Below are 12556 nucleotides of genomic sequence, written 5' to 3'. Positions count from 1 at the left end.
GAAAATATTTTTTATTTATTTTTTTTATTTTGAATAATCAATACGTTATTTTTATCTCGATAGACGACTTGTACCGGAAGTAATGAAGGAAGGGCTTGAAAAAACTGTTCTGGCTGATGGGTATTGATGCGACCTGAGATTTTACTCTTCGCTAATTGAGCGGGAGAAAGCTCGATATTTATCGATGAATAGTTTTTAAGTTCGTCGAGGACTTCTGAAAGTGGTTTATCAACAAAAACAAATTCACCAAAACGCCAACGAGCCACATCTAGCGGGTTGATGTGTTGGCGAGCGATTGGGCTGTTCGGCGATTGACTGACTGCACTGTCACCAGCAAGTAGGAAAACGGGTTGTTTGCTTGCGGCATCTTCAAAGCTGACAATGCCTTGGCTGACATTCACAGCAACTTGCTGAGCCACTTTGTTAACTTCAAATTCGGTTCCTACCACTTGAATACGCCGGTTATCAGCTTGAACAATAAAAGGCCGATAAGGGTTGGATTTGACTTTAAAGTAAACATTTCCCTGTTCTAGGTACAGATTACGCACTGGAGTTTCATAGGCGACATGAATACGGGTATTGCGGTTAAGAAACAGCTGAGAACCATCGGGTAATGTGACTTCTTTAGGCGTATCCGTTGCTACTATGGTCATATTATTGAGTAACATCGCAGGCAAGTGGCTGTAAGGCAAAAACAAAATAGCTGCAATAAAAAATGCCGCTAAAGTGTTGCCCAAAGGGCGCCATAAGCGAAAAAAAGGGCGTTTTTCCTTCGGAAGTATTGTGCTAGCAGGGCGCGGCATATCATCAAAATCGCGCCATAGCTCAGCAATGGCATCATACGCTTTTGCATGTTCAGGTGATGCTGCAACCCATTGTTTGAATTGCTCAGTTTCAAGAGCACTAATGCGTTGGCTATGCATGCGGGTAAACCACAGCGCGGCTTCTTCATCAATGCGGCTTTCATCATCTGATGTTTGCAAAGAGTCGTGTGTCATTACGAATTATTGCCCTGATTATCAAGGTGTTTTTTACAGTGAACAAGTGCTGCTGCAATATGTTTTTCCACCATACTGATTGAAATTTCCATTCGCTCAGCAATCTCGCTTTGAGATAAGCCATCAAAACGATACAGCAAAAATGCTTCTCGTCGACGGGGGGGTAACGTTTCAAGTGCTTCGCTCAGCCGTTGGATCCGTTGCTGATGTTCCAAGATTTCACTGGGATCAGCTTGGCTCTGTTCAAAATGTGGCTCATGAGTAATGTCATCAATGGATGTCTCTGATTTAGTTTGGCGTTGGTTACGTCGCCAATGGTCAATCAAAACATGATTCGCAATTTTAAACAGATAAGCGCGGCTCTCATTTACAGGCGTTTGTTCTTTACGGTTTAGCCATAGTGTAAACACATCCTGTGATAAATCATCAGCATCGTTGCTGTTATCTAGCCGACTGCGGAAAAAGCGCACAAGTTGGCTATATGTTGACTGATACGCACCGCTAATTTTACGGGCAAGAGATTTATCAATAGTCATTTTACTGGTGTTAATGTCATAAAAGAGCACAGTTGTGCTGATTAATAATCTGCTCAGATTACTTTATTATTTAAATCAATAATTTATTTTAATAATTGTGTTTTTACTAATAATAATGAATATCATTTTTGTTTGTATTATGCCTATAATCTGCAAAAAATAAAGTCGTGAGGCAGAATATGAGCAGTATGACGGGTCAGTTAGAGCGCCCGATTTTCCGTCCACTAGGCGGTTTGGTTTTAAGTTGTCTTTTCCATGGAACACTGGCAATCATTTTTATTGGATGGTTTACCTCTTCAATTCCTAAGACCGGGGTATTACCACCAGCAATCTCGTTGCAGCTGGGTGTTTATCAGCTTGAACAGCAGGCTGAGCCTGAAATCAATCATGCCCCTAAACAACAAATGACGACACGTGAGGAATCATTACCTGAAGTCATTGAAAAGGTGGATAAATTACCTGAAACTGCGATTGTAGATAATGGCACATTGACGAAAGTCAGTGAGAAAAAACGACCACCGAAAAAGAAAATTCCACAAGAGAAAAAAGTCATCGACGAAGCACCTGTTACCACCCAGGAGTCGACGGTCACTTCCGCCCCTGCATCAGGGAGCGAATCCAGTAGCAGTGCGAATTTTTCCAGTAATGCGTCTGCGGCAGTGAGTGGGCACCAAGGTTGGCAAAGTGAGGTTCATCAGCGGATAGCTAAAACCAAACGCTATCCGCGTGCTGCACTGCGTTACCGCTCAACAGGGGTTTCTCATATAAAAGTAGTTTTGGATAGTCGGGGTCAAGTGATTGCCGCCAGTTTATTGAATTCATCCGGTACGAAAATATTGGATAAAGAAGCGTTGGCGACAATTTCACGTGCTGCGCCTTTTCCTACCCCGCCAGAAACATTGCTAGTCGATGGTCGGGTCGAGTTTATTGCGCCAATCGTGTTCGACACAACTTCTATTTAAATTTAACTCAATAGCCCTTTTTAGGGCTATTTATCAGATGAATTTGGCTTATTTTTTGAGGCAGGCCGTTTAGGGCGATAAGGTCGAGGTTCTTTCTTTCGTTTCAAACGTGCTGGCTTAGTAGCTGGCGTTCCTTTGTTCTCTTGCTTGCCATCTTCATTACTGTTGTCATCTCCATTATCATCTTGATTTTCCTCTGTATTAATGACTAACGGAGGGGCTTGTTTGTGACCTTTCTTTTTCTTTAAACGCAGTAATGTATTTGCTAAAACGAAACCAATACACAAGGAGAGTAGAATAAAAATTCGTAATACATTGGTACTGTTATCTGCTTGTTGAATTTCGGCTGAAAGGAGCTCTGTATCAATCGTAAAGCGTAAATAGCCTTTTGGCTCTTTTGTTCCTTGAATGGGAACAACAAGCTGGTATTGAAAGTTTTGTAGTGATGAGCTGTCATCTATCGCGAGCCGTTCTTTTACCGTGGTAGGTTCACCAACTTGAGTGACCAATGTGCCGCTAGCGGTATAGATACTGGCATCTAAAATATACCTATCTTTCACCACGTTATTTAAATTGGCATTAATGCGCTCTAAGTTAAAATCTTTACTGCCTGGAACAATATAATCAGATAAGCTGAAGGCGACTTGTTCAGCAAGAACATAGGTCAATTGTTTAAATTGCTCAATTCTGCCTTGGTTTTGGCTATTTCCTAAATAAGAAATACCATGCATCAGTAAGGTTACCAGCGCAATGCAGATAACGATAATCACTGTTTTGTGGAGCCTAAAGGTAAGTTTCATTGCTTTATTGGTGCTCTCGACTTATTTTGAGTATAAAAATGTCGTTATACTTCAGGTAGTATGGGATTATCTTCAGTTTTAGCAGTAAACACATAAGGTCACAAAGCCTTAAAATTGAGTATAGTGGCTTCGTTCGGCTGCTCGCAACTTATCATTATAAAAAAGTTTTTTCGATTACAGGAGCTAATTTTCATGTCAACGAGTTTGACCTATTGTTATCTACCCGACGAAATCCAAAAATGGCCGGGGTTGCCATTGTCGTTAAGTGGTGAAGAAGTGATGCCATTGGATTATCGTGCAGGTGACAGTGGGTGGTTACTATATGGCCGTGGCTTAGATAAAGCGCGGATCAGTAATTTCCAACAGCGATTAGGGATCGCTATCGTAATTGTCTCCTCGTGGCGTATTGATGACTACCAAGTGGTCAGAATTGCCGGGAGTATTACACCTCGAATTAAAAAACTCGCTGACGAATGTTTATTAGATGTGGTGCCATTAGGGCAAATACCACGTTTGCGTTCACCGGGCCTATTACTGATGGATATGGACTCGACAGCCATTCAGATTGAATGTATCGATGAAATTGCTCGCTTAGCAGGGGTGGGAGAGCAGGTTGCAGAAGTGACCGAGCGAGCCATGTTAGGGGAGCTCGATTTTACGGAAAGTTTACGAGCAAGAGTTAGCTTACTTGAAGGCGCTGATGCCGCTATTCTTGATCAAGTGATGGAAACATTGCCTTTAATGCCAGGCTTAACGAATCTCGTACGTAAGTTACAAGCAATGAATTGGCACATTGCGATAGCATCCGGTGGTTTTACTTTCTTTGCTAATAACTTGCAACAGCGATTGAAACTTGTGGCGGCGGTTGCTAATCAACTTGAAGTCAAAAATGGCAAGTTAACGGGCAAAGTTAAAGGCCCAATTGTAGATGCGAAATATAAAGCGCAAACCTTGGTTAAATTGGCTGAAAAACTGGAAATTCCCATTGAACAAACGGTGGCGATCGGTGATGGGGCAAATGACCTGAAGATGATCCGTAAAGCGGGGCTGGGTATTGCGTATCATGCGAAACCAAAGGTGTACGCAAGGGCGAAGGTCGCTATTCGTCATGCAGATCTGATGGGGGTGATGTGTGTGTTGAGCGGGGGCCTCAAACACGAAGAACGCTAAATATTCTTCATATTTCGTGCTGTGGCGGTGTTGGCTGCACTCGGCTGCTTGGGTCACATACTTGTGTATGCTCCCCAAGACATCCTCTTTTGCCGCCTAGCCACAACCCGAACTATTTTGAATATTGATATCGATATTTTATGGTTTGTGCTGTGGCAGTGTTGGCTGCACTTAATCACCCTAGTCACATACTGATGTATGCTCCTAGGGATAACTAAGCTTGCCGCCTACCTACAATATCGAACTATTTAGCGTATAGGGTTGAAATGTTATAAAAATAAGAAATAAGAACAAAATTGAATTTTAAGAGGAGTTTGCTGTGGCAAAAGGGGTTAAAAGAGCGTTTGTCTGTAATGATTGCGGGGCAGATTATCCGCGTTGGCAAGGGCAATGTAGTGCGTGCCATGCATGGAATACCATTACGGAAGTGCGTCTGGCCTCAACAAGCTCTTCATCGCGTACTGACCGCTTAACGGGCTATGCAGGAAATGCGGCTGGGGTCAGTAAGGTTCAGAAATTATCTGAAATCAGCCTCGAAGAACTGCCTCGTTTTACTACAGGGTTTAAAGAGTTTGACCGTGTGCTCGGTGGCGGAGTCGTACCGGGTAGCGCCATCCTCATTGGAGGGAACCCGGGAGCGGGTAAAAGTACCTTATTGCTGCAAACCATGTGCTTGTTATCTCGCGAAATGAAAACCTTGTATGTCACAGGGGAAGAGTCTCTTCAACAAGTGGCGATGCGAGCGCACCGCTTAGGGCTACCGACCGACTCACTCAATATGCTGTCAGAAACCAGTATTGAGCAAATTTGCTTAACTGCGGAGCAAGAGCAGCCTAAATTGATGGTGATTGACTCTATCCAAGTGATGCATATGGCGGATATCCAATCTTCCCCGGGCAGTGTGGCACAAGTTAGGGAAACCGCGGCTTATCTTACCCGTTTTGCGAAAACCCGTGGTGTGGCCATCATTATGGTCGGTCACGTCACCAAAGATGGCTCATTGGCAGGCCCTAAAGTCCTCGAACACTGTATTGATTGCTCTATTATGCTAGATGGCGATGCGGATAACCGCTTCCGTACTTTGCGTAGTCATAAGAACCGTTTCGGGGCAGTCAATGAATTAGGTGTGTTTGCCATGACAGAACAAGGGCTTAAAGAAGTCAGTAACCCCTCAGCAATCTTCTTAAGCCGTGGTGATGAAATCACATCAGGTAGTTCGGTAATGGTAGTTTGGGAGGGGACAAGACCGCTGCTGGTGGAAATCCAAGCGCTTGTCGACCATTCTATGATGTCGAACCCACGGCGTGTTGCGGTCGGGCTTGAACAAAACCGTTTAGCCATTTTATTGGCAGTATTACACCGCCACGGTGGTTTGCAAATGTCAGATCAAGACGTTTTTGTTAACGTCGTGGGGGGCGTTAAAGTTACAGAAACTAGCGCTGACTTAGCACTATTGCTGTCCCTTGTTTCTAGTTTTCGTGATCGTCCGCTACCTAGAGACCTTGTGGTATTTGGTGAAGTTGGGCTGGCAGGGGAAATTCGTCCAGTTCCAAGTGGGCAAGAACGTATCTCTGAAGCAGCAAAACATGGTTTTAAACGCGCTATTGTCCCTCATGCGAATATGCCCAAAAAATCACCTCCGGACATGAAAGTGTATGGCGTGAAGAAATTAGCAGACGCATTAAGTATTTTGGATGAATTATAAGCTTTTAATTTAGGGTAAAAGGAAAATACATGGCTGAATTTGACTATCTTAAAAACGCAATTAAACGAGCGGGTTACACGCTCCAGCAAGTTGCGGATGCGACAGATATGACCAAAGGCTATCTCAGCCAGTTGATTAACGACAAAATTAAAAGCCCTAGCGCACAAAAAATTGCGGCTCTTCATCGCTTTTTAGGTCTTGAATACCCCAACCAGCAAAAAACGATTGGTGTGGTGTTCGGCAAATTTTATCCATTACATACTGGGCATATTTATTTGATTCAACGGGCGTGCAGCCAAGTGGATGAGCTTCATGTCATTCTCTGCCACGATGAACCCCGTGATAAGGACTTGTTTATTAACAGTTCTATGTCTCAACAGCCCACAGTAAGCGACCGTTTACGGTGGTTATTACAAACCTTTAAATATCAAAAAAATATTCATATTCACTCATTTGATGAAAATGGCATAGAGCCGTATCCACACGGTTGGGAAGTGTGGAGTGATGGAATGAAAGGCTTTTTGAAAAAGCATAATATTAACCCAAGTTTTATTTATTCAGGGGAAGCGAATGACGCTCCGCGCTATAAAAAATATTTAGGTATCGAAACCATTTTGATTGACCCTGAACGTACGTTTATGAATATTAGCGGTAACCAAATTCGCCAAGCGCCGTTTCGTTATTGGGAATATATCCCAACGGAAGTCAAACCCTTCTTCGTGCGTAAAGTGGCGATTTTAGGCGGTGAATCGAGTGGTAAGTCTACGTTAGTCAATAAGTTAGCGAATATTTTCAATACATCCAGCGCATGGGAATATGGCCGAGACTATGTGTTTAGCCACTTAGGTGGCGATGAGATGGCATTGCAATATTCTGACTACGACAAAATCGCCTTAGGACACGCTCAATATATTGATTTTGCAGTAAAATATGCTAATAAAGTCGCATTTATTGATACCGACTTTGTCACGACTCAAGCCTTTTGTTTGCGCTATGAAGGCAAAGAGCATCCATTTGTTCAGGCATTGATAGACGAATACCGATTCGATTTGGTCATAGTTTTAGAGAATAACACTCCTTGGGTAGCTGATGGTTTAAGAAGCTTGGGGAGTGATAAAGACCGGAAAGCGTTCCAAGGCTTACTCATTGAAATGCTGAAGAAAAACAATATTGAATTTGTGCGTGTAGAATCCTCAGATTATGACACACGCTTCTTAGAGTGTGTTACCCTTGTTCAGCAGTTACTGATGTTGGATGACTTATAAATAAAGTCACCCAATAAAAAACGGCATCGAATGATGCCGTTTTTTATTCTATCTATATGATATCGATCCCTTAAATAATTTGAATTATAGGTAGGCGGCAAGAGAGTGAGTCCCTAGGAGCACACACCAGTATGTGACTAGGGCTCACGAGCGCAGCCAACACCGCTATAATTCTAAATTATGACAGGGATTATTTGGTCATACGCTTATACTTCATACGATGTGGCTGCAACGCTTCCGCGCCTAACGTCCGTTTTTTGTAATCTTCATATTCAGAGAAGTTACCTTCGAAGAACGTAATATTACCTTCGTCTTGGTAATCAATAATATGGGTTGCAATACGGTCAAGGAACCAACGGTCATGGGAAATAACCATGGCACAGCCTGGGAACTCTAACAGGGCGTTTTCCAGGGCACGTAAAGTTTCAACGTCGAGGTCGTTGGTTGGTTCATCGAGTAACAGGACGTTACCGCCCACTTGCAGTAATTTAGCTAAGTGTAAACGGCCGCGTTCACCACCTGATAACTCACCAACACGTTTACCTTGGTCCACGCCTTTAAAGTTAAAACGACCCACATAGGCACGGCTTGGAATTTCAAAGTTACCAATACGCATGATATCTTGGCCGTTAGAAATTTCTTCCCAGACAGTTTTGCTGTCATCCATCGCATCACGGAACTGGTCAACAGAGGCAATTTTTACGGTATCACCTAACGTGATTGAGCCGGAATCCGGTTGCTCTTGGCCTGAAATCATACGGAACAGGGTGGATTTACCCGCACCGTTAGGGCCGATAATCCCGACTATTGCCCCTTTCGGGATTGAGAAATTCAGGTTATCAATCAGAACGCGGTCACCATAAGATTTACTTAGGTTTTCAACCTCGATAACTTTATCCCCTAAACGCGGTCCAGGTGGAATAAACAGTTCGCTAGTTTCGTTACGTTTTTGATATTCAACGCTATTGAGTTCTTCAAAGCGAGCCAAACGCGCTTTACCTTTAGCTTGACGGCCTTTTGGATTTTGGCGGATCCACTCAAGTTCTTTTTCGATAGACTTACGGCGAGCGGCTTCTGTAGAGGCTTCTTGCGCCAAACGCTCATCTTTTTGCTCAAGCCAAGAAGAGTAGTTACCTTCCCAAGGAATACCTTCACCACGGTCAAGTTCGAGGATCCAACCCGCAACGTTATCTAAGAAGTAACGGTCATGCGTGATAGCCACAACAGTCCCTTCGTAATCGTGTAAGAAACGCTCTAACCAAGCAACAGACTCAGCATCTAAGTGGTTGGTTGGCTCATCGAGCAGTAGCATATCGGGTTTTTCGAGTAGTAAGCGGCAAATTGCCACACGACGGCGTTCACCCCCAGAGAGGTTTTCGATTTTAGCATCCCAAGCGGGTAGGCGCAGTGCATCCGCCGCACGCTCTAATTGGTTATCTAAATTATGGCCATCTTGTGCGGAAATAATCGCTTCTAACTCGCCTTGCTCTTTCGCGAGTTTATCGAAATCTGCACCTTCTTCTGCGTAAGCTGCATAAACTTCGTCTAAACGAGTTAATGCATTTTTGACTTCGCTAACCGCTTCTTCAACGGCTTCACGGACAGTATGCTCAAGGTTTAACTTAGGTTCTTGCGGAAGATAGCCGATTTTCAAACCAGGTTGTGGACGTGCTTCGCCTTCGATATCGGTATCAATACCTGCCATAATACGCAGTAATGTTGATTTACCTGCACCATTAAGACCTAAAACACCGATCTTAGCCCCCGGAAAGAAGCTCAGAGAGATATTTTTTAAAATATGACGTTTCGGTGGAACAATTTTTCCAACCCGATACATACTATAAACGTATTGAGCCAATTTATTTACCTTTTGATTTATAAAGGGAATTTTAATTTTCTGTTTCTATGCAGTAGGAATACATGACCTACTGCGATTGGATAAACAACAATAAATATTTTGGTATGAACTATACCTGATTGCGTATGTGATGGTCTAGGCTATCTGCGTTAACTCGAGAGTAAAAACCTAATAAATATAAAGTAAAAGACTGTAAAGTCGAAAAATTCAAGAACTCTCCGCTGTTACTAAATAAAAACTTTCGGTAGCATTCATAGTATTGATATATGTTTAATATACCCGTAATCCTTCAAGTTGCAGCGCTTTTCGTTGAGGTGTAAGTGACAGCACTAGGCTAGCCGAGTTACATAGTTTATCTATGCTCCCCCGTCTATCTTCGCTTGTCGCCTACCTGCAACTCGAATTATTTGGGGTATATATAGGTTAAGGTTTTCCTGTATTTTGACTTTAGTTTAGCGATGGAGCGAGTGAATATGAAAGGTTGGTTATCGGCAGTACCTGTAACAATGTTGCTGGTTTCCAGCACAGTATGGGCGGATTCCTTACAGGCACAGCGGGAGCGTTATCAAGCAATTAAGGTTGCATGGGATGCCAATAAAATGGATGAAGTCGAGCGCTTGCTGCCGACCTTGCATGATTATCCACTTTACCCTTATCTCGCTTATCGTGAGCTAACTCAAGACTTAGATATTGTATCACCTCGCCAAGTTCAGGAGTTTATTAATACTTACCCGACGCTACCCGTTGCTAAAAACTTAAAAACTCGATTTGTGAATGAGTTAGCCCGTCGTCAAGAGTGGAAATCATTGCTGGAGTTTAGCCCTGAAGCCCCAAAACCTGCAGAAGCACAATGTAATTTTTATTTTGCTAATTGGGCAGTGGGAAATAAACAAGTTGCATGGCAAGGGGCAGAAAAAGCCTGGTTAAATGGCCGTTCAATGCCGAGTGCTTGTGATAAGTTATTTAATGAATGGGAAAAAGAGGGTTATTTAACCCCTGAAATGACTCTTGAGCGCATTAATTTAGCCATAAAAGAGGGTAATACTTCGATTGCGAGTTATTTAGCTAAACGTTTACCAGCAAGTTATAAAACGATTGGTGATGCGTTAGTGAAATTACAAAATGACCCAGCCTCAGTTGTGACATTCGCCAAAACGATGACGCCAACGGATTTTACTCGCCAAGCCACCATCGCGGCTTTTAGTCGTTATGCACGTCAATCCCCTGATGCGGCTCGTATGGTACTTAATAGCATAAGTTCTGCACAAAAAATGAACATGGCAGAAAAGCAATTACTTAAAGACAGTATTGCTTGGCAATATATGGGAGATGTGACCCCTGAACAGGCTCAATGGCGTGATGAGACCATTCAAGAAAGCAATTCATCTTCATTGAGAGAGCGTCGTGTTCGTTTGGCATTAGGGGCTGGCGATAAGAAAGGTGTCGCTTCATGGTTAAATCGCTTGCCAGCGGAAGTGAAAAATAAAGAAGAGTGGCAATATTGGCAGGCCATCACGTTAATTGATGCAGGTAAAAAAGCAGAAGGTGAGACGTTACTTCGCCAATTAACTGAAAAACGCGGTTTCTACCCAATGGTTGCAGCACAAGTTTTAGAAGTAGATTACCCTGTATACGTTAAAACGGCTGTTAAACCAGACTCAAGCGTCAGTCAACTCCCAGAAGTTCAGCGAGTTAGAGAGTTAATGTATTGGGAGCTAGACAACCTTGCTCGTTCTGAATGGGTGAGTTTAGTGGCATCGCTACCTGCCAACCAGCAAGAGCAATTAGCGCGTTATGCGTTTGATAATAAGTGGGCGGATCTCAGCGTGCAGGCGACTATCACTGCTAAACTTTGGGATCACCTAGAAGAACGTTTCCCATTAGCGTGGGATAAAGAATTCAATTTATATACCAAATCGAAAGATATTCAAAAGAGCTATGCAATGGCAATCGCTCGCCAAGAAAGTGCGTGGAATCCACAAGCTCGCTCACCTGTCGGAGCGACAGGTTTGATGCAATTGATGCCAGCAACAGCAAAACATACCGCGCAAAAACAAGGTATTAACTACGTAAATGCTAGTCAATTAACTAATCCTACGACCAATATTGAGCTGGGAACAGCATATTTGGAAGATGTTTATCAGCAGTTTGGTAATAACCGCATTTTAGCCAGTGCGGCTTATAATGCAGGCCCATCTCGTGTGACTCGTTGGTTAGGTAATAGTGGTGGGCGTATTGATGCGGTCGCCTTTGTGGAAAGTATTCCGTTCTCAGAAACTCGCGGCTATGTGAAAAACGTGTTGTCATATGACTTATTCTATCGGCACTTTATGGGGCAGAAAAATAGTAAGGTGTTGCTTTCTAATGAGTGGAATATGAAATACTAATTCGCGTCATCCTTCGCACTGTAGCGGTGTTGGCTGCACTCGCTAGCCCTAGTCACATACTTATGTATGCTCCTAGGGCCTAGCTCTTTTGCCGCCTTGCTACAGCACGAATGCTTTAGCGTGTTGGTGGGTATGGGAAATGTTTATTTCTAACTTTCCACATCGGTCGATTAGATATTATTCAAACTATCTAAAGCGTTATTAGCTAACTAAATGAAATTTGGTTATTTTTTGTATTATTGAAGCTTGAAAAGCGTTTGGTTGATGATTTCTAATAAGAGTGTGTTATTATTTGTACTAGTTAAATAGTATGGGTGGATAAACGATGACAGCAAATCAACACCAAGATCCGGCTCTAACAGCCGATGAGAACGCTGACTGGCTGCGCTTTGTGAATTTATTACAATTGGCATTTGAACAAGATATTCATCTGCCAGTTCTTCAGTTATTACTCACGCCAGATGAGCGTACAGCGTTAGCGACTCGCGTTAAAATTGTGCAAGAACTGATGCGCGGCGAAATGAGCCAAAGAGAACTGAAAAATGAGCTAGGCGTGGGAATTGCGACTATTACGCGCGGGTCAAATAGTTTGAAGTCAGCGCCTATTCCTGTGAAGGAGTGGTTGGAGCAACAACTCCTCTAAAATATTCGTCATACTTCGTACTGTGACGTTGTTGACTGCTCTCAGCTACTCGGGTCACATACTTATGTATGCTCCCCGAGCTATCCTCGTTGGTCGCCTAGTCACAGCACGAATTATTTAGAATATAAATACGCGTCATATTTTGCACTGTCACGGTGTTGGCTTCATGAGGGAGCCTTAGTCACATACTTGTGTATGCTCCTAGGGCTTAGCGCCACTTGCCGCCTACCTA

10 protein-coding genes are annotated in these 12556 nt (G+C 43.1%); 6 read left to right on the top strand and 4 right to left on the bottom strand.

The window, feature by feature from the left end:
- Window positions 1–11: 11 nt before the first annotated feature.
- Both PR767_RS18650 and PR767_RS18645 read right to left on the bottom strand, forming a co-directional pair.
- Window positions 12–998, bottom strand: coding sequence for a FecR family protein (locus PR767_RS18650; protein WP_272520747.1), 987 nt, complete (start codon window positions 996–998; stop codon window positions 12–14).
- Window positions 998–1534 (bottom strand): RNA polymerase sigma factor, encoded by a 537-nt coding sequence (locus PR767_RS18645; RefSeq protein WP_272520746.1) that lies wholly within the window; start codon window positions 1532–1534, stop codon window positions 998–1000. The genes PR767_RS18650 and PR767_RS18645 overlap by 1 nt, the downstream gene beginning before the upstream one ends.
- 179 nt (window positions 1535–1713) lie before the next feature.
- Here PR767_RS18645 and PR767_RS18640 point away from each other — a divergent pair, with 179 nt between their 5' ends.
- Window positions 1714–2496, top strand: coding sequence for an energy transducer TonB (locus PR767_RS18640; protein ID WP_123382509.1), 783 nt, complete (start codon window positions 1714–1716; stop codon window positions 2494–2496).
- A 26-nt stretch (window positions 2497–2522) separates the two neighbouring features.
- On the opposite strand, the gene PR767_RS18635 is transcribed toward PR767_RS18640, so the two are convergent.
- Complete coding sequence (locus tag PR767_RS18635) at window positions 2523–3296, bottom strand: AhpA/YtjB family protein (RefSeq protein ID WP_272520745.1); 774 nt, start codon at window positions 3294–3296, stop codon at window positions 2523–2525.
- A gap of 192 nt (window positions 3297–3488) precedes the next feature.
- Between PR767_RS18635 and serB the strand changes: the two genes are divergently transcribed.
- The 3 genes from serB to nadR all read left to right on the top strand — a co-directional run bounded on the left by serB (window position 3489) and on the right by nadR (window position 7436).
- Window positions 3489–4466 carry a phosphoserine phosphatase gene (gene serB, locus PR767_RS18630; protein ID WP_004914755.1) on the top strand — a complete coding sequence of 326 codons (978 nt, stop codon included), beginning with the start codon at window positions 3489–3491 and terminating at the stop codon, window positions 4464–4466.
- A gap of 319 nt (window positions 4467–4785) precedes the next feature.
- Window positions 4786–6171 (top strand): DNA repair protein RadA, encoded by a 1386-nt coding sequence (radA, locus tag PR767_RS18625; protein WP_004914753.1) that lies wholly within the window; start codon window positions 4786–4788, stop codon window positions 6169–6171.
- Between the two features lie 29 nt (window positions 6172–6200).
- Window positions 6201–7436: a multifunctional transcriptional regulator/nicotinamide-nucleotide adenylyltransferase/ribosylnicotinamide kinase NadR gene (gene nadR / locus PR767_RS18620; protein ID WP_109911846.1), complete on the top strand. Its 1236-nt coding sequence runs from the start codon at window positions 6201–6203 to the stop codon at window positions 7434–7436.
- A gap of 190 nt (window positions 7437–7626) precedes the next feature.
- On the opposite strand, the gene ettA is transcribed toward nadR, so the two are convergent.
- The gene (ettA, locus tag PR767_RS18615) at window positions 7627–9294 is read right to left on the bottom strand and encodes an energy-dependent translational throttle protein EttA (RefSeq protein ID WP_004914750.1); all 1668 of its coding nucleotides are present in this window, start codon (window positions 9292–9294) and stop codon (window positions 7627–7629) included.
- Window positions 9295–9767: 473 nt separating this feature from the next.
- Between ettA and sltY the strand changes: the two genes are divergently transcribed.
- Together sltY and trpR are read left to right on the top strand one after the other, a co-directional pair.
- The gene (gene sltY, locus PR767_RS18610; protein ID WP_204354428.1) at window positions 9768–11681 is read left to right on the top strand and encodes a murein transglycosylase; all 1914 of its coding nucleotides are present in this window, start codon (window positions 9768–9770) and stop codon (window positions 11679–11681) included.
- Between the two features lie 325 nt (window positions 11682–12006).
- Window positions 12007–12324 carry a trp operon repressor gene (gene trpR, locus PR767_RS18605; protein WP_004914745.1) on the top strand — a complete coding sequence of 106 codons (318 nt, stop codon included), beginning with the start codon at window positions 12007–12009 and terminating at the stop codon, window positions 12322–12324.
- Window positions 12325–12556 lie beyond the last annotated feature (232 nt).

Origin of the sequence: Providencia sp. PROV223, assembly GCF_028479245.1 — a bacterium.
Taxonomy (GTDB): Bacteria; Pseudomonadota; Gammaproteobacteria; order Enterobacterales; family Enterobacteriaceae; genus Providencia; species Providencia rettgeri.
Note: the sequence above shows the minus strand (reverse complement) of the source record. Positions and strands in the feature narration are given on the sequence as shown.

What these genes read in the sequence shown, in the direction of transcription:
- nadR (WP_109911846.1), top strand. Translation starts at nt 6,201, where the DNA reads ATGGCTGAATTTGACTATCTTAAAAACGCAATTAAACGAGCGGGTTAC.
- PR767_RS18650 (WP_272520747.1), bottom strand. Translation starts at nt 998, where the DNA reads ATGACACACGACTCTTTGCAAACATCAGATGATGAAAGCCGCATTGAT.
- serB (WP_004914755.1), top strand. Translation starts at nt 3,489, where the DNA reads ATGTCAACGAGTTTGACCTATTGTTATCTACCCGACGAAATCCAAAAA.
- PR767_RS18635 (WP_272520745.1), bottom strand. Translation starts at nt 3,296, where the DNA reads ATGAAACTTACCTTTAGGCTCCACAAAACAGTGATTATCGTTATCTGC.
- PR767_RS18640 (WP_123382509.1), top strand. Translation starts at nt 1,714, where the DNA reads ATGAGCAGTATGACGGGTCAGTTAGAGCGCCCGATTTTCCGTCCACTA.
- sltY (WP_204354428.1), top strand. Translation starts at nt 9,768, where the DNA reads ATGAAAGGTTGGTTATCGGCAGTACCTGTAACAATGTTGCTGGTTTCC.
- PR767_RS18645 (WP_272520746.1), bottom strand. Translation starts at nt 1,534, where the DNA reads ATGACTATTGATAAATCTCTTGCCCGTAAAATTAGCGGTGCGTATCAG.
- trpR (WP_004914745.1), top strand. Translation starts at nt 12,007, where the DNA reads ATGACAGCAAATCAACACCAAGATCCGGCTCTAACAGCCGATGAGAAC.